Annotated in this window: 13 protein-coding genes; all 13 read right to left on the minus strand. The window is 64.6% G+C overall.

Going from position 1 to position 17,192, the window contains the following annotated elements:
* Position 1: 1 nt before the first annotated feature.
* The 13 genes from rplV to rpoB all read right to left on the minus strand — a co-directional run bounded on the left by rplV (position 2) and on the right by rpoB (position 17,085).
* Complete coding sequence (gene rplV, locus NUV79_RS05155) at positions 2-385, minus strand: 50S ribosomal protein L22 (RefSeq protein ID WP_047582031.1); 384 nt, start codon at positions 383-385, stop codon at positions 2-4.
* 3 nt (positions 386-388) lie between these two features.
* A complete protein-coding gene (gene rpsS, locus NUV79_RS05160; protein ID WP_047582029.1) occupies positions 389-667 on the minus strand; it encodes a 30S ribosomal protein S19 in 279 nt (92 codons plus the stop codon).
* A gap of 8 nt (positions 668-675) precedes the next feature.
* Positions 676-1,518, minus strand: a complete 843-nt coding sequence (gene rplB, locus NUV79_RS05165) for a 50S ribosomal protein L2 (protein WP_257732005.1) — start codon at positions 1,516-1,518, stop codon at positions 676-678.
* A 10-nt stretch (positions 1,519-1,528) separates the two neighbouring features.
* Positions 1,529-1,840, minus strand: a complete 312-nt coding sequence (locus NUV79_RS05170; protein ID WP_047582026.1) for a 50S ribosomal protein L23 — start codon at positions 1,838-1,840, stop codon at positions 1,529-1,531.
* Entirely contained in the window at positions 1,837-2,457 is a 621-nt protein-coding gene (gene rplD, locus NUV79_RS05175; RefSeq protein WP_257732006.1) for a 50S ribosomal protein L4, read from the minus strand. Before rplD ends, NUV79_RS05170 begins: the two co-directional genes overlap by 4 nt.
* Positions 2,457-3,185, minus strand: coding sequence for a 50S ribosomal protein L3 (gene rplC, locus NUV79_RS05180; protein ID WP_257732007.1), 729 nt, complete (start codon positions 3,183-3,185; stop codon positions 2,457-2,459). Before rplC ends, rplD begins: the two co-directional genes overlap by 1 nt.
* A gap of 69 nt (positions 3,186-3,254) precedes the next feature.
* Positions 3,255-3,563: a 30S ribosomal protein S10 gene (rpsJ, locus tag NUV79_RS05185; protein WP_043237115.1), complete on the minus strand. Its 309-nt coding sequence runs from the start codon at positions 3,561-3,563 to the stop codon at positions 3,255-3,257.
* Between the two features lie 69 nt (positions 3,564-3,632).
* Positions 3,633-4,823, minus strand: a complete 1,191-nt coding sequence (gene tuf / locus NUV79_RS05190; RefSeq protein WP_257732008.1) for an elongation factor Tu — start codon at positions 4,821-4,823, stop codon at positions 3,633-3,635.
* A gap of 51 nt (positions 4,824-4,874) precedes the next feature.
* Positions 4,875-6,950 carry an elongation factor G gene (fusA, locus tag NUV79_RS05195; protein ID WP_257732009.1) on the minus strand — a complete coding sequence of 692 codons (2,076 nt, stop codon included), beginning with the start codon at positions 6,948-6,950 and terminating at the stop codon, positions 4,875-4,877.
* A 33-nt stretch (positions 6,951-6,983) separates the two neighbouring features.
* Positions 6,984-7,454 (minus strand): 30S ribosomal protein S7, encoded by a 471-nt coding sequence (gene rpsG / locus NUV79_RS05200; RefSeq protein ID WP_089175040.1) that lies wholly within the window; start codon positions 7,452-7,454, stop codon positions 6,984-6,986.
* 70 nt (positions 7,455-7,524) lie between these two features.
* The gene (gene rpsL / locus NUV79_RS05205) at positions 7,525-7,896 is read right to left on the minus strand and encodes a 30S ribosomal protein S12 (RefSeq protein WP_199085547.1); all 372 of its coding nucleotides are present in this window, start codon (positions 7,894-7,896) and stop codon (positions 7,525-7,527) included.
* A 772-nt stretch (positions 7,897-8,668) separates the two neighbouring features.
* The gene (gene rpoC, locus NUV79_RS05210) at positions 8,669-12,853 is read right to left on the minus strand and encodes a DNA-directed RNA polymerase subunit beta' (RefSeq protein WP_257732010.1); all 4,185 of its coding nucleotides are present in this window, start codon (positions 12,851-12,853) and stop codon (positions 8,669-8,671) included.
* Between the two features lie 110 nt (positions 12,854-12,963).
* Positions 12,964-17,085 (minus strand): DNA-directed RNA polymerase subunit beta, encoded by a 4,122-nt coding sequence (gene rpoB, locus NUV79_RS05215; RefSeq protein WP_257732011.1) that lies wholly within the window; start codon positions 17,083-17,085, stop codon positions 12,964-12,966.
* Between the last annotated feature and the right edge of the window lie 107 nt (positions 17,086-17,192).

Genomic DNA, 17,192 nt, shown 5'->3' on the forward strand with positions numbered 1-17,192 from the left:
CTCAGGCCTTCGCAGCCTGCACTTCGCGCACCACGATCGTGATGTTCGAGAACGGCTTCAGGATACGGGCGCCACGGCCGCGGGCGCGGGCGTGGAAGCGCTTCATGACAAGCGCCTTGCCGACGAAGGCCTGTGCCACGACGAGATCATCGACATCGAGATCATGGTTGTTCTCGGCGTTGGCGATCGCGCTCTGCAGGCACTTGCGCACGTCGAGCGAGATCCGCTTGCGCGAGAACTCGAGATCGGCGAGCGCGGTCGCGACCTTCTTGCCACGGATCAGCTGAGCGACGAGGTTCAGCTTCTGCGGCGAGACGCGAAGGTTGCGAGCGATCGCAGTGGCTTCGTTCTCGGGCAGCGCACGGGGGGCGGATGCTTTACCCATGGCTTACTTCCTCTTCGCCTTCTTGTCGGCGGCGTGGCCGTGGAAGGTGCGGGTCGGCGAGAACTCGCCGAACTTGTGACCCACCATCTCCTCGGACACGGACACCGGCACATGCTTATGGCCGTTGTAGACGCCGAACGTCAGACCGACGAACTGCGGCAGGATCGTGGAGCGACGGCTCCAGATCTTGATAACTTCATTACGAGCCGAGGTCCTGGCGACCTCGGCCTTCTTCAGGAGGTATCCGTCGACGAACGGACCTTTCCAAAGCGAACGCGCCATGACGGACCTCAGTTCTTCTTCTTGCGGGCGTGACGGCTCGACACGATGAACGTATCGGTCCGCTTGTTCGAGCGGGTCTTCTTACCCTTGGTCGGCAGACCCCAGGGCGTGACCGGATGACGGCCACCCGAGGTCCGGCCTTCACCACCGCCGTGCGGATGGTCGACCGGGTTCATCGAGACGCCGCGGTTATGCGGACGGCGGCCGAGCCAGCGCGAGCGACCAGCCTTGCCGTCATTCCGATTCATGTGATCCGGGTTCGAGACGGCGCCGACGGTGGCGTAGCACAGGCCCGAGATCAGGCGCTGCTCGCCCGAGTTCAGGCGGACGATGACATAGCCCTGGTCGCGACCGACGATCTGGGCGTAGTTGCCGGCCGAACGGGCGAGCGCGCCGCCCTTGCCGATCTTCAGCTCGACATTGTGCACGATCGTGCCGATCGGCAGCGTGCCCATCGGAGCCGCGTTGCCGGGCTTCACGTCGACCGAGTCACCCGCGAGGACCGTGTCGCCGACAGCCAGGCGCTGCGGCGCCAGGATGTAGGAGAGCTCGCCGTCCTGATACTTGATCAGGGCGATGAAGGCCGTGCGGTTCGGATCGTACTCGATCCGCTCGACGGTCGCCGGGATGCCGGCCTTGCCGCGACGCTTGAAGTCGATGAGACGCAGCGTGCGCTTGTGGCCACCGCCGCGGAAGCGGACGGTGATGCGGCCGAGGTTGTTGCGGCCGCCCGAGGAGCTCTTGCCCTCGGTCAGCACCTTGACCGGCTTGCCCTTGTAGAGCTCGCTGCGGTCGACGATCACGAGCTGGCGAAGGCTCGGCGTGATCGGCTTGAAGTTCTTCAAAGCCATGATGATTTCCTCACAGGCCCGTGGTCACGTCGATGGAGTGGCCCTCTTCGAGGGTCACGACCGCCTTCTTGACGTCCGAACGCTGGCCGGGACGGCCACGGAACATCTTGACCTTGCCCTCGGTGACGATCGTGTTGACGCTCTTCACCTTGACGTCGAAGAGCTTCTCGATCGCCGCCTTGATCTGCGGCTTCGTTGCGGTCTTGGCAACCTTGAAGACGACCTTGTTATGCTCGGAGAGCATCGTCGCCTTCTCGGTAATGACCGGCGCCACGATCACATCGTAGTGGCGCGGGTCGAGGTTCTTGGCGGACTGGCTCATTTGAAGCGCGCCTCCAGCGCATCGACGGCCGCGCGCGTCAGGACGAGCTTGTCGCGACGCAGGATGTCGTAAACGTTGATGCCCTGGACCGGCAGCACGTCGACATTCGGGATCGAGCGAGCGGCCAGGCCGAAGTTGGTATCGATCTCGGCGCCGCCGATGATCAGCGCGCTCGACAGGTCGAGCTTGCCGAAATGGCCGAGCAGCACCTTGGTCTTCGGCTCGGAGAGCTTGGCATCGTCGATCACGATGATGCCGGCATCCTTGGCCTTGGCCGAGAGAGCGTGGCGCAGAGCCAGCGCACGGACCTTCTTGGGAAGATCATGGCCGTGGTCGCGCAGGACCGGGCCAAAGGCCTTGCCGCCGCCGCGGAACTGCGGAGCCGAAGCCGCGCCGTGGCGAGCGCCGCCGGTGCCCTTCTGCTTGTAGATCTTCTTGCGGGTGCGATCGACTTCCGAGCGGCCCTTGGACTTGTGGGTCCCGGCGCGGCGCTTGGCGAGCTGATAGCGGACCATGCGGGCGAGCAGATCGGCGCGCGGCTCCAGGCCGAACACCTCATCCGACAGCTCGACCGAACCGGCCGACTTGCCCTCGAGAGTGGTGATATCGAATTTCATCACGCGTTCTCCTCAGCCTGGGCCGCAGGAGCCTCATCCGCCTTGCCCTCGCCGGAAACCTTGAACTTGCCCGGCAGCGGCGCATCCTTCGGCAGGGCGCGCTTGACGGCGTCACGGACGTGAATCCAGCCGCCGGCGACGCCAGGAACGGCGCCCTCGACGAGGATCAGGCCACGCTCGGCATCCGTCTGGACGACGCGCAGGTTCTGCGTGGTGACACGCTCGGCGCCGAGATGGCCCGGCATCTTCTTGTTCTTGAAGGTCTTGCCCGGGTCCTGACGGCCACCGGTCGAACCGATCGAGCGATGCGAGACCGACACGCCGTGCGTGGCGCGCAGACCGCCGAAGTTCCAGCGCTTCATACCGCCGGCGAAACCCTTACCGGTGGTGGTGCCGGAAACGTCGACGAACTGGCCGACGACGAAGTGGTCCGCGGTCAGCTCGGCGCCGACGGGGATCAGCGCGTCATTGCTGACGCGGAACTCGACCACCTTGCGCTTCGGCTCGACCTTGGCGACCGCGAAATGACCGCGCTCAGCCTTCGAGACATTCTTCACCTTCGCCTGGCCGGAGCCCAGCTGCACGGCCACATAGCCGTTCTTCTCGATCGTGCGATGCGCGACGACCTGGCAGTTGTCGAGCTTCAGCACGGTGACCGGGATGTGCTCGCCGGCATCCGTGAAGATGCGGGTCATCCCGACTTTCTGTGCAATCACACCGGAACGCATCGGTGCATACCTTCCTTTGGGGTCATGTCCATCCGGGGTCGCCGGAAACAGAGGACCCGTTTAATCGGATCAGAGCTTGATTTCGACGTCGACGCCGGCGGCGAGATCGAGCTTCATGAGGGCGTCGACCGTCTGGGGGGTCGGGTCGACGATGTCGAGAACCCGCTTGTGGGTCCGCATCTCGAACTGCTCGCGCGACTTCTTGTCGATGTGGGGCGAGCGGTTGACGGTGAACTTCTCGATGAGCGTGGGCAGCGGAATCGGTCCGCGGACCTGGGCGCCCGTCCGCTTCGCGGTCGACACGATCTCGCGCGTCGAAGCGTCGAGGATGCGGTGGTCGAACGCCTTGAGGCGGATCCGAATGTTCTGACCGTTCATGGTCTTAGTTCTCCGTGACGTGAGAAAAGGCAAAGGCCCCGAAGGGCCCTTGCCCCTCACGCAAACGCGTTACGCGATGATGCTGGCGACGACGCCGGCGCCGACGGTGCGACCGCCTTCGCGGATGGCGAAGCGCAGCTTCTCTTCCATCGCGATCGGGGCGATCAGCGTCACCTCCATCGAGATGTTGTCGCCCGGCATCACCATCTCCGTGCCTTCCGGCAGCGAGACCACGCCGGTCACGTCCGTCGTGCGGAAGTAGAACTGCGGGCGGTAGTTGGTGAAGAACGGCGTGTGACGGCCACCCTCTTCCTTCGTCAGGATGTAGGCCTCGGCCTTGAACTTCGTGTGCGGCTTCACCGAGCCCGGCTTGCACAGCACCTGGCCGCGCTCGACGTCCTCACGCTTCGTGCCGCGCAGCAGCGCGCCGATGTTGTCGCCAGCCTGGCCCTGGTCCAGCAGCTTGCGGAACATCTCGACGCCCGTGACGGTCGTCTTGACGGTGTCCTTCAGGCCGACGATCTCGATTTCCTCGCCGACCTTCACGATGCCGCGCTCGACGCGGCCGGTCACAACCGTGCCACGGCCCGAGATCGAGAACACGTCCTCGACCGGCATCAGGAACGGCTGGTCGATCGGGCGCTCCGGCTGCGGGATGTAGTCGTCGACCGTCTGCATCAGAGCGACGACCGCGTCATGGCCGATCGCCTTGTCGCCGTTGTCCAGCGCGACCTTGGCCGAGCCCTTGGTGATCGGGATGTCGTCGCCGGGGAAGTCGTACTTCGAGAGGAGCTCGCGGATCTCCATCTCGACGAGCTCCAGCAGCTCGGCGTCGTCGACCAGGTCGACCTTGTTCATGAACACCACCAGCGCGGGAACGCCGACCTGGCGCGCCAGCAGGATGTGCTCGCGGGTCTGCGGCATCGGGCCGTCGGCAGCCGACACGACCAGGATCGCGCCGTCCATCTGCGCCGCGCCCGTGATCATGTTCTTCACGTAGTCGGCGTGGCCGGGGCAGTCGACATGCGCGTAGTGGCGGTTCGCCGTCTCGTACTCGACGTGAGCCGTCGAGATCGTGATGCCGCGAGCCTTCTCTTCCGGAGCCTTGTCGATCTGGTCATACGCCGTGAACGAAGCGCCGCCCGTCTCGGCCAGAACCTTCGTGATCGCAGCCGTCAAAGACGTCTTGCCATGGTCAACGTGACCAATCGTTCCAATGTTGCAGTGCGGCTTGTTCCGCGAAAACTTCTCTTTGGCCATCGTAGCCTCCGTCAGATCTTGTTCAAATGGTCAGTCGGGTCGGTGCGGGGTTCAGGCGTACTTGGCCTGGACCTCGGCGGCCACCGCCGACGGCACCTGCTCATAGTGGTCGAACTGCATCGTGTAGTTGGCGCGGCCCTGCGAGAACGAGCGAAGCTGGTTCACGTAGCCGAACATGTTCGCCAGCGGAACCATCGCGTTGATCACGACGGCGTTGCCACGCATGTCCTGGCCCTGGATCTGGCCACGGCGGGAGTTCAGGTCGCCGATGACCGAACCGGTATAGTCTTCCGGGGTCACGACCTCGACCTTCATGATCGGCTCGAGCAGCACCGAGCCGCCCTTCTGCAGACCTTCGCGCAGCGCTGCACGAGAAGCGATTTCGAAGGCGAGCGCCGACGAGTCGACTTCGTGGAAGGCGCCGTCGATCAGCGAGACCTTGACGTCGACGACCGGGAAGCCGGCGAGCACGCCGGAGCCGATGACCGAGTTCAGGCCCTTTTCGACGCCCGGGATGTACTCCTTCGGCACCGCGCCGCCGACGATCTTCGACTCAAACTCGAAGCCCTTGCCGGTCTCGTTCGGTTCGATGACGAGCTTGACGCGGGCGAACTGGCCCGTACCGCCGGTCTGCTTCTTGTGGGTGTAGTCGACCTCGGCCTTCTTGGTCAGCGTCTCGCGATACGCAACCTGCGGCGCGCCGATATTGGCGTCGACCTTGTAGGTGCGCTTCAGGATGTCGACCTTGATGTCGAGATGGAGCTCGCCCATGCCCTTAAGGATGGTCTGGCCGCTCTCCTGGTCGGTCGACACGCGGAAGGACGGGTCCTCATTCGCGAGCTTCGACAGGGCGAGGCCCAGCTTCTCCTGGTCGGCCTTGGACTTCGGCTCGATCGCGATCGTGATGACCGGCTCGGGGAACTCCATGCGCTCAAGGATGACCGCGTTGGTCGGGTCGCAGAGCGTGTCGCCGGTGCGGACGTCCTTGAGGCCGGCCAGGGCGACGATGTCACCGGCATAAGCCTCCTTGATGTCCTCGCGGTTGTTCGCATGCATCAGGAGCATGCGACCGACGCGCTCCTTCTTGTCGCGGGTCGAGTTGATGACGCCCTGGCCGGCTTCGACCTTGCCCGAATAGATGCGGCAGAAGGTGATGGTGCCGACGAAGGGGTCGTCCATGATCTTGAACGCGAGCATCGCGAACGGGTCGCTGTCGCTCGGGTTGCGGGTGGTCGGCTCTTCCGTCTTGAAGTCGATGCCTTCGACCGCGCCGCGATCGATCGGCGACGGCAGGAAGTCGACGACGGCGTCGAGCAGGGGCTGCACGCCCTTGTTCTTGAAGGCCGAGCCGCAGAGTACCGGGTGGAACGCGCGGCGCTGCACGGCGGTACGGACGAGCTTGCGCAACGTCGCGGCATCCGGCTCGGTGCCCTCAAGATAGGCCTCCATCGCGGCGTCGTCCATCTCGACGGCGGCCTCGACGAGCTTGTTGCGATACTCGGCGGCCTTGTCGGCGAGGTCGGCAGGAATCTCCTGCTCCTCGAACGAGGCGCCGAGCGCCTCGCCGTTCCAGACGATCGCCTTCATCTTGATGAGGTCAATCACGCCGGCGAAGTTCGACTCCGAACCGATCGGGATCTGCAGGCAGACGGGCTTGCCGGCGACGCGGTCGATGATGTCCTGGACGCAGCGATAGAAATCGGCGCCGATCTTGTCCATCTTGTTGACGAACACGATACGCGGGACGTCGTACTTGTCGGCCTGACGCCAGACGGTCTCGGTCTGGGGCTCGACGCCCTGGTTGCCGTCGAGAACGCAGACGGCGCCATCGAGCACGCGCAGCGAACGCTCGACTTCGATGGTGAAGTCGACGTGGCCGGGGGTGTCGATGATGTTCAGACGGTTGTCTTGCCAGAAGCAGGTCGTCGCAGCCGAGGTGATCGTGATGCCACGCTCCTGCTCCTGCGTCATCCAGTCCATGGTCGCGGCGCCGTCATGGACTTCGCCGATCTTATGGGACTTGCCGGTGTAGTAGAGGATGCGCTCGGTCGTCGTCGTCTTGCCGGCATCAATGTGGGCCATGATGCCGAAGTTGCGATAACGGTCGATGGGATGGGAACGGGCCATGATCGTGCTCTATGTCTCGGGTCAGCGCGCCGCTTACCAGCGGTAGTGCGAGAAGGCGCGGTTGGCTTCCGCCATCCGGTGCGTGTCTTCGCGCTTCTTGACCGCGTTGCCGCGGTTGTTGGCGGCATCCATCAGCTCAGCCGACAGGCGCTCAACCATGGTCTTGTCGTTGCGGCCGCGAGCGGCAGCGATCAGCCAGCGGATGGCGAGAGCCTGACGGCGCTCGGTGCGGACTTCGACCGGAACCTGATAGGTCGCACCGCCGACGCGACGCGAACGGACCTCGATCGCCGGAGCGACGTTCTCGAGCGCCGACTTGAAGACGCCGAGCGGCTCGCTCTTGGTCTTGGCCTCGATGATGTCGAAGGCACCGTAGACGATCCGCTCGGCGGTCGACTTCTTACCTTCGTACATGACCGAGTTCATGAACTTGGTCACGACGATATCGCCGAACTTCGGGTCCGGGATAACTTCGCGCTTTTCGGCACTATGGCGGCGGGACATCGTCTAGTCTCCGTAAATCTTCAACGCGGCGGACCGGCTCAGGCAGGTCGCCAGGCCGGTCGGGCCGAAATTACTTGGGACGCTTCGCGCCGTACTTCGAACGGCGCTGCTTGCGGTTCTTGACGCCCTGCGTGTCGAGCACACCGCGCAGGATGTGATAGCGCACGCCGGGAAGGTCCTTCACGCGGCCGCCACGGATCATGACGACGGAGTGCTCCTGGAGGTTGTGACCCTCACCCGGAATGTAGCCGATCACCTCGAAGCCGTTGGTCAGGCGAACCTTCGCAACCTTGCGGAGCGCCGAGTTCGGCTTCTTCGGGGTCGTCGTATAGACGCGCGTGCAAACGCCGCGCTTCTGCGGGCAATTCTCAAGCGCCGGGGCGGTGTTACGCGCCTTCACGGGCGACCGCGACTTGCGGATGAGCTGGCTGATTGTCGGCATTCTGGCCTCTCGCCCCACTGAGCGTTTGGAAATTCCTGGTCAATCTCCCAGGCCGAGCAAAGCCATGACATAAACGAAGCCGCGCCATCGGCGCCCTTTTCGGGGCCTCAGGCGCGTTCGCCAGCAGAGGAACACGGAAAACCCGCGTTCATGCATCCTGCCATGTCGTCAATCGACGCTGGAATTCCGACGGAGTTTCGGTCGCGAACCTCGCTCGCGAACAATGCGCAAGCGACAAACGTGTCCGACAGCCGTCGACAGTGGCGCGCTTATGACTCACACGGAGATTCGCGTCAACCCCGGATTCAGGTTCCGGACGCGTTTCGGCCGGTATTTCCGCCACCCGCCGGGCGGATGACGTCTTCGAGCCTTGCGAGATCGAAGGTCGTGCGCTTATCGACAGCATAGCGAGCCGAACCGAAGCGTACAGCTCCCTTCGATCCCGGGAATCGCACCATCCCCAGAAGAGAATCATCCGGTTACGCCGTCGTCCGGGAACTTGCCGCCCTCCCCTGTCGGGCCACCATGCCGGCAAGCGCTGGGGAGAAAAGCAGGAGGTTCCGGGACGCGCGACCTTGAGGCGCGCCTTCCGGAAGACGGGCGTGCCCCGGCAGAGCGAGCTTTCGGCGCGGCATGGCGCCTCTCCGCTGCCCCCAAGGCTTCGGCGAGCAGGCCGCGTCAAGCGCGCGGGCTGCCAAAAATGCCGTGCCCAGAAAGCAAAACGGCCGCCCGAAGGCGGCCGTTCCGTAACATCTGGCTTTGGCCGGGCTGCTTACTCGGCAGCCGGCAGCACCGCGGCGGCTGCCTTGGCAGCCTTGGCCGCCGCATCCGCCTTCTGGCCGACGATGAGATCGTCGCGACGCGTGGCCACCTGCTTGATGCGGGCGACCTGGGCACCGGTGCCGGCCGGGATGAGCGAGCCGACGATGACGTTCTCCTTGAGGCCTTCGAGCATGTCCGACTTGCCGTTGACCGCCGCCTCGGTGAGGACGCGGGTGGTCTCCTGGAAGGACGCCGCCGAGATGAAGGAGCGGGTCTGCAGCGAGGCCTTGGTGATGCCGAGCAGGACCGGAACGCCGGAGGCCGGCTTCTTGCCCTCTTCGCGCAGCTTCGCGTTGACCTCTTCCAGCTCGATCCGATCGACCTGGTCGCCGGTCAGGATGTCGCTGTCGCCGGACTCGGTGATCTCGACCTTCTGCAGCATCTGCCGGACGATGACCTCGATGTGCTTGTCGTTGATGGTCACGCCCTGGAGGCGATAGACCTCCTGGATCTCGTTGACCAGATAAGCCGCCAGCTCCTCGACGCCCTTGATCGCAAGGATGTCGTGCGGGGCCGGGTTGCCGTCGAGGATGTAGTCGCCGACCTCCACGACGTCGCCGTCCTGGAGATGGATGTGCTTGCCCTTCGGGATCAGGTACTCGACCCCGTCGGAACCATCGTGCGGCGTCAGCGTGACGCGACGCTTGTTCTTGTAGTCCTTGCCGAAGCCGATGACACCCGACTTCTCGGCGATGATCGCCGCATCCTTCGGACGACGCGCCTCGAACAGCTCCGCCACGCGCGGCAGACCGCCGGTGATGTCGCGGGTCTTGGCCGAGTCGGTCGAGACGCGGGCGAGCACGTCGCCGGCCTTGATCGAGTGGCCCGGCTCCACCGAGATGATGCCGTCGACCGGCAGGATGTAGCGGGCTTCGCCACCGCGGGCGAGCTTCGCAACCTTGCCGTCGGCGCCCTGGATCACCATCGCCGGCTTGAGATCCGCCGTACGGGCCGAGCCGCGCCAGTCGATGACGACGCGCTTGGAGATGCCGGTCGCCTCGTCGGTCGTCTCGGTGATCGACATGCCGTCCACGAGATCCTCGTAGCCGACCTTGCCGTCCACTTCCGCGAGAATCGGGCGGGAATAGGGGTCCCACTCGATCAGGCGCTGGCCGCGCTTGACCTTGTCTCCCTCGTCCACGCGCAGCTTCGAGCCGAACTGGACGCGATGGACCGCGCGCTCGGCTCCATCAGGGCCGACGATCACGATGGCGATGTTGCGCGCCATGGCGATGAGGTCGCCGTCCGAGTTCCGCGCGACGTTGCGGTTGCGCATCTTGACCGTGCCTTCGAAGTTCGACTCGACGAAGGACTGGTCGGCGATGGTGGCCGCGCCGCCGATGTGGAAGGTACGCATGGTGAGCTGCGTGCCCGGCTCGCCGATCGACTGCGCCGCGATGACGCCGACGGCCTCGCCCATGTTGACGGGCGTGCCGCGAGCGAGGTCGCGACCGTAGCAGGTGGCGCAGACGCCGTTCTTGGTCTCGCAGGTGAGAACCGAACGGATCTTCACCTCCTGGACGCCGGCGGCGTTAATCCTGGCGATGTCGCTCTCTTCGATCACGACGCCCTTGGCGACGAGGACCTTGCCCTCGACATCGACGACGTCCTCGGCCGCGGCGCGACCCAGGATGCGCATGCCGAGCGAGGCCACGACCTGGCCGGCATCGACGATAGCGCGCATCTTGATGCCGTTATCCGAGCCGCAATCGACCTCGGAGATGATCGCGTCCTGCGCCACGTCGACGAGACGGCGGGTGAGATAGCCGGAGTTGGCCGTCTTGAGCGCCGTGTCGGCAAGACCCTTGCGGGCGCCGTGGGTCGAGTTGAAGTACTCGAGAACGTCGAGGCCTTCCTTGAAGTTCGAGATGATCGGGCTCTCGATGATCTCGCCCGACGGCTTGGCCATCAGGCCGCGCATGGCGGCGAGCTGGCGCATCTGCGCCGGCGAACCACGGGCGCCCGAGTGCGACATCATGTAGATCGAGTTGATCTGCTTGTCGCGGCCGGTCTCGTCCTTCTGGACGGTCGAGATGCGGGCCATCATCTCCTGGGCGAGCTTGTCGGAGCACTTCGCCCAGGCGTCGACGACCTTGTTGTACTTCTCGCCCTGGGTGATCAGGCCGTCCTGGTACTGCTGCTCGTAATCCTTGGCGAGCGCGCGGGTCGTGTCGACGATCTGCCACTTGTTCTCCGGCACGACCATGTCGTCCTTGCCGAAGGAGATGCCGGCCTTGAACGCGTGGCGGAAGCCCAGCGCCATGACGCGGTCGCAGAAGATCACCGATTCCTTCTGACCGCAGCCGCGATAGACGGCATCGATCATTCCGGAGATCTCCTTCTTCGTCATCAGCTTGTTGACGACGTCGAAGGATACGGCCGGATGCTCCGGCAGCGCGGTCGACAGGATCACGCGACCCGGCGTGGTGTCGTAGATCTTGGTGTACGGCTTGCCGTCATGGCCGACGCCGGTCCAGCGGTATTTGATCTTCGAATGCAGCGTCACGACCTTCTCGTGCAGCGCGTATTCGAGCTCGCCGAAATCGCCGAAGATCTTGCCCTGGCCCGGCTCGCCGTCCGAGATGATCGAGAGGTAGTAGAGGCCGAGCACGATGTCCTGCGACGGCACGATGATCGGCATGCCGTTCGCCGGGTGCAGGATGTTGTTGGTCGACATCATCAGCACGCGCGCTTCGAGCTGCGCCTCGAGCGACAGCGGGACGTGCACGGCCATCTGGTCGCCGTCGAAGTCCGCGTTGAAGGCGGCGCAGACCAGCGGGTGGAGCTGGATCGCCTTGCCCTCGATCAGCACGGGCTCGAAGGCCTGGATGCCCAGGCGGTGCAGCGTCGGCGCGCGGTTCAGCATCACCGGATGCTCGCGGATAACCTCGTCCAGGATATCCCAGACCTCGGGCTTCTCCTTCTCGACGAGCTTCTTGGCCTGCTTGACCGTGGTCGAGTAGCCCTTGGCGTCGAGGCGCGCATAGATGAACGGCTTGAACAGCTCCAGCGCCATCTTCTTCGGCAGGCCGCACTGGTGCAGCTTCATCTCCGGGCCGACGACGATGACCGAACGGCCCGAATAGTCGACGCGCTTGCCGAGCAGGTTCTGGCGGAAGCGGCCCTGCTTGCCCTTCAGCATGTCGGCGAGCGACTTCAGCGGGCGCTTGTTGGCACCCGTGATGACGCGGCCGCGGCGGCCGTTGTCGAACAGAGCGTCGACGGACTCCTGCAGCATCCGCTTCTCGTTACGGATGATGATGTCCGGCGCGCGCAGCTCGATCAGGCGCTTCAGGCGGTTGTTGCGGTTGATGACGCGGCGATAGAGGTCGTTCAGGTCCGAGGTCGCGAAGCGGCCGCCGTCGAGCGGCACGAGCGGGCGCAGATCCGGCGGGATGACCGGGATCTGGGTCATCACCATCCATTCCGGCTTGTTGCCCGACTCCTGGAAGGCCTCGATGATCTTGAGGCGCTTCATCAGCTTCTTGGGCTTCAGCTCCGACGTCGTCGTCGCGATCTCATGCTTGAGATCGGCGTTGATCTGGTCGAGGTCGAGCGCGCGCAGCATCTCGCGGATCGCTTCCGCGCCGATCATGGCGGTGAAGGTGTCCGCGCCGTACTCTTCCTGAGCCCGGACGTACTCTTCTTCCGACAGCAGCTGACGGTCCTTGAGCGGGGTCAGGCCCGGCTCGATGACGACGTAGCTTTCGAAATAGAGGATGCGCTCCAGGTCCTTGAGCGGCATATCCATCAAGAGGCCGATGCGCGAGGGCAGCGACTTCAGAAACCAGATATGCGCGACCGGGGCGGCGAGCTCGATATGGCCCATGCGCTCGCGCCGGACGCGGGCAAGCGTGACTTCGACGCCGCACTTCTCGCAGATGACGCCCTTGAACTTCATGCGCTTGTACTTGCCGCACAGGCACTCGTAGTCCTTGATCGGCCCGAAGATGCGCGCGCAGAACAGGCCGTCACGCTCCGGCTTGAACGTGCGGTAGTTGATGGTCTCCGGCTTTTTGATCTCGCCATAGGACCAGGACAGGATCTTCTCCGGGCTCGCGATCGAGATCTTGATCGCGTCGAAGGCCTGCTGGACCGGCTGCTGGCCGAAAAGGTTCATGACCTCTTGCTTCATCGCCTGTCTCCTTCCGCCGGTGGGGCTCAAGGCCGCCCTGCCCGGCTCGTCAATTCCGTCAGCCGGCGGCGTCAGTGCCGCCGGCGAATATCCAAGGTTCGTCTAGCGGCTCACTCGGCCGCTTCGGCCGGCGGCAACTCGCCCGGCTTCACCTTGTTGTTGATCAGCTCGACATTGAGGCCGAGCGAGCGCATTTCCTTGACGAGAACGTTGAAGCTCTCGGGGATGCCCGCCTCGAAATTGTCCTCGCCGCGCACGATCGACTCGTAGACCTTGGTGCGGCCCGCGACGTCGTCCGACTTCACCGTCAGCATTTCCTGCAGGGTGTAGGCGGCGCCGTAGGCTTCGAGCGCCCAGACCTCCATTTCGCCGAAGCGCTGGCCGCCGAACTGCGCCTTGCCGCCCAGCGGCTGCTGGGTGACGAGCGAGTACGGACCGATCGAACGCGCGTGGATCTTGTCGTCGACCAGGTGGTGCAGCTTCAGCATGTAGATGTAGCCCATCGTCACCTTGCGGTCGAAAGGCTCGCCCGTGCGGCCGTCATAGAGGGTCGACTGACCCGAGGAGTGCAGGCCGGCCTGCTCCAGGAGCCGCTCGATATCGGCCTCCTTGGCGCCGTTGAAGACCGGTGTCGCGACAGGAACGCCGCGGCGCAGGTTCTGGCCCATCTCGACGAGTTCGTTCTCGTCCATCGAGGCGATGATCTCGTTATCCTCGTAGACGGCATCGAACTCGGCCTTCAGCGCCTTGAAGTCGTTGGACTTCTTGTAGGCGTCGAGAGCCTTCGAGATCTGCTTGCCGAGACCGGCAGCAGCCCAGCCCAGATGGGTCTCCAGGATCTGGCCGACATTCATGCGCGAGGGCACGCCGAGCGGGTTCAGCACGATGTCGGCATGGGTGCCGTCCTCGAGGAACGGCATGTCCTCCACCGGCACGATGCGCGAGACCACGCCCTTGTTGCCGTGGCGGCCGGCCATCTTGTCGCCCGGCTGGATCTTGCGCTTCACCGCGACGAAGACCTTGACCATCTTCATCACGCCCGGAGGCAATTCGTCGCCGCGCTGCAGCTTCTCGACCTTGTCGAGGAAGCGCTGCTCAAGGCGCTTCTTCGACTCGTCGTACTGCTTCCGCATCGCTTCGATCTCGGTCATCAGCGCGTCTTCGGCGGTCGCGAACAGCCACCACTGCGAACGCGGGAACTCGCTCATCACCTCACGGGTGATGACCGTGTCCTTCTTGAAGCCCTTCGGGCCGGCGAGGCCGGTCTTGCCGGTCAGGATCTCGGCCAGACGCGCGAAGGTGTTGCGGTCCAGGATCGCCTGCTCGTCGTCACGGTCCTTGGCGAGACGCTCGATCTCCTCGCGTTCGATCGCCTGGGCGCGTTCGTCCTTGTCGACGCCATGGCGGTTGAACACGCGCACTTCGACGATCGTCCCCTGCACGCCGGGCGGAACGCGCAGCGAGGTGTCGCGCACGTCCGAAGCCTTCTCGCCGAAGATGGCGCGCAGCAGCTTCTCTTCCGGGGTCATCGGGCTCTCGCCCTTCGGCGTGATCTTGCCGACGAGGATGTCGCCCGCCGCCACTTCAGCGCCGATATAGACGATGCCGGCTTCGTCGAGGTTCTTCAGCGCCTCTTCCGAAACGTTCGGAATGTCGCGCGTGATTTCCTCCGGGCCGAGCTTGGTGTCGCGGGCCATGACCTCGAACTCCTCGATATGGATCGAGGTGAAGACGTCCTGAGCCACGATGTTCTCGGAGAGAAGAATCGAGTCCTCGAAGTTGTAGCCGTTCCACGGCATGAACGCGACGAGCACGTTGCGGCCGAGCGCGAGCTCGCCGAACTCCGTCGACGGGCCGTCGGCGACGATGTCGCCCTTCTTGATGATGTCGCCGACGCGGACCAGCGGGCGCTGCGTGATGCAGGTCGACTGGTTGGAGCGCTGGAACTTCTGCAGGCGGTAGATGTCGACGCCGGGCTTGGTCGGGTCCATCTCGTCCGAAGCGCGGATGACGATACGGGTCGCGTCGACCTGGTCGACGATACCGCCGCGGCGGGCCGCGATCGCAGCGCCCGAGTCACGGGCGACGACGGCTTCCATGCCGGTGCCGACGAAGGGCGCGTCGGCGCGAACCAGCGGCACCGCCTGGCGCTGCATGTTCGAGCCCATCAGCGCGCGGTTGGCGTCGTCGTTCTCAAGGAACGGGATCAGCGCCGCGGCGACCGAGACGAGCTGCTTCGGCGACACGTCCTGGAAATCGACCTTGTCGACCGGGGTGACGATGACTTCACCGGCGCGGCGGCAGACGATCAGGTCGTCGGTCAGGCGGCCTTCGGCGTCGACGGCGGCATTCGCCTGGGCGACGTTGTACTTGGCCTCTTCCATCGCCGAGAGATAGATCACCTCATCGGTGACCTTGCCGTCACGGATGCGGCGATACGGGCTCTCGATGAAGCCGTACTTGTTCACCCGCGCGAAGGTGGCGAGCGAGTTGATCAGGCCGATATTCGGGCCTTCCGGCGTCTCGATCGGGCAGATGCGGCCATAGTGCGTCGGGTGCACGTCGCGCACCTCGAAGCCGGCGCGCTCGCGGGTCAGGCCGCCCGGGCCAAGCGCCGAGAGACGGCGCTTGTGGGTGACTTCCGAGAGCGGGTTCGTCTGGTCCATGAACTGCGAGAGCTGCGACGAGCCGAAGAACTCGCGCACGGCGGCGGCCGCCGGCTTCGCGTTGATCAGGTCCTGCGGCATGACCGTGTCGATATCGACCGAGGACATGCGCTCCTTGATCGCGCGCTCCATGCGGAGCAGGCCCAGGCGATACTGGTTCTCCATGAGCTCGCCGACCGAGCGCACGCGGCGGTTGCCGAGATGGTCGATGTCGTCGATCTCGCCCTTGCCGTCGCGCAGGTCGACCAGCGCCTTGACGACCGCGAAGATATCCTCCTTGCGCAGGATGCGCACGGTGTCCTCGGCGTCGAGGTCGAGGCGCATGTTCATCTTGACGCGACCCACGGCCGAAAGGTCGTAGCGCTCGGCATCGAAGAACAGCGACTGGAACATGTTCTCAGCCGTCTCGAGGGTCGGCGGCTCGCCCGGACGCATCACGCGGTAGATGTCGAACAGGGCTTCCTCGCGGCGCGAGTTCTTGTCGACGTTGAGCGTGTTGCGGATGTAGGGGCCGACCGTGATGTGGTCGATGTCGAGCACCGGGATCTCGTCGAAGCCTTCGTCGACGAGCTGCTTCAGCAGCTTCTCGGTGATCTCCTCGCCGGCCTCGGCATAGACCTCGCCCGTCGCCGGGTTGACCAGGTCCTCGGCGATGTACTGGGTGTACAGGTCCTCGTCCTGCGCGCGCAGGAACTTCAGGCCCTTCTCGGCCAGCTGGCGGGCGGTGCGGGCGACGAGCTTCTTGCCGGCCTCGACCACGACCTCGCCGGTATCGGCGTCGATCAGGTCCTCGGAGGCCTTGAAGCCCTTCATGCGCTCCGCATCGTAGGGAACGCGCCAGCCCTTGGCGTCCTTGGCATAGGTGATGTGGTTGTAGAAGCGGTTGAGGATCTCCTCGCCGTCCATGCCGAGCGCGAACAGCAGCGAGGTGACCGGGATCTTACGCTTCCGGTCGATACGGGCATAGACGATGTCCTTGGCGTCGAACTCGATGTCGAGCCAGGACCCGCGATACGGGATGATGCGCGCCGCGAAGAGCAGCTTGCCCGAGGAATGGGTCTTGCCCTTGTCGTGGTCGAAGAACACGCCCGGCGAACGGTGCATCTGCGAGACGATGACGCGCTCGGTGCCGTTGACGATGAAGGTGCCGTTATCGGTCATGAGCGGCATATCGCCCATGTAGACATCCTGCTCCTTGATGTCCTTGACCGACTTGGCCTGGGTGTCCGGATCGATATCGAACACGATCAGGCGCAGCGTCACCTTGAGCGGCGCCGAGAAGGTCATGCCGCGCTGGCGGCACTCGTCGACGTCGTATTTCGGCGGCTCGAAGGTGTACTTCACGAACTCCAGCAGCGAGGCGCCGGAGAAATCGCCGATCGGGAAGACGGACTTGAAGACGGACTGAAGGCCCTCGTCGGCGCGGCCGCCCTTGGGCTCGTCGACCATCAGGAACTGGTCATAGGACGCCTTCTGAACCTCGATGAGGTTCGGCATCTGGGCCACTTCCTTGAGTTTGCCGAAGAACTTGCGGACGCGCCTGCGACCCTGGAGCGAATTGACCATGTTGTTCCTCGCGTTCTTCGGGCCCGGCGGAGAACGCCATGCCCAACCTTGACACATCCGCGCAGATTCATCTGGCGATGAACCGCTGTTGCAGACGGCTGACCCGG

The organism is Allobosea sp. 47.2.35 (assembly GCF_024655635.1).
Lineage (GTDB): Bacteria > Pseudomonadota > Alphaproteobacteria > Rhizobiales > Beijerinckiaceae > Allobosea.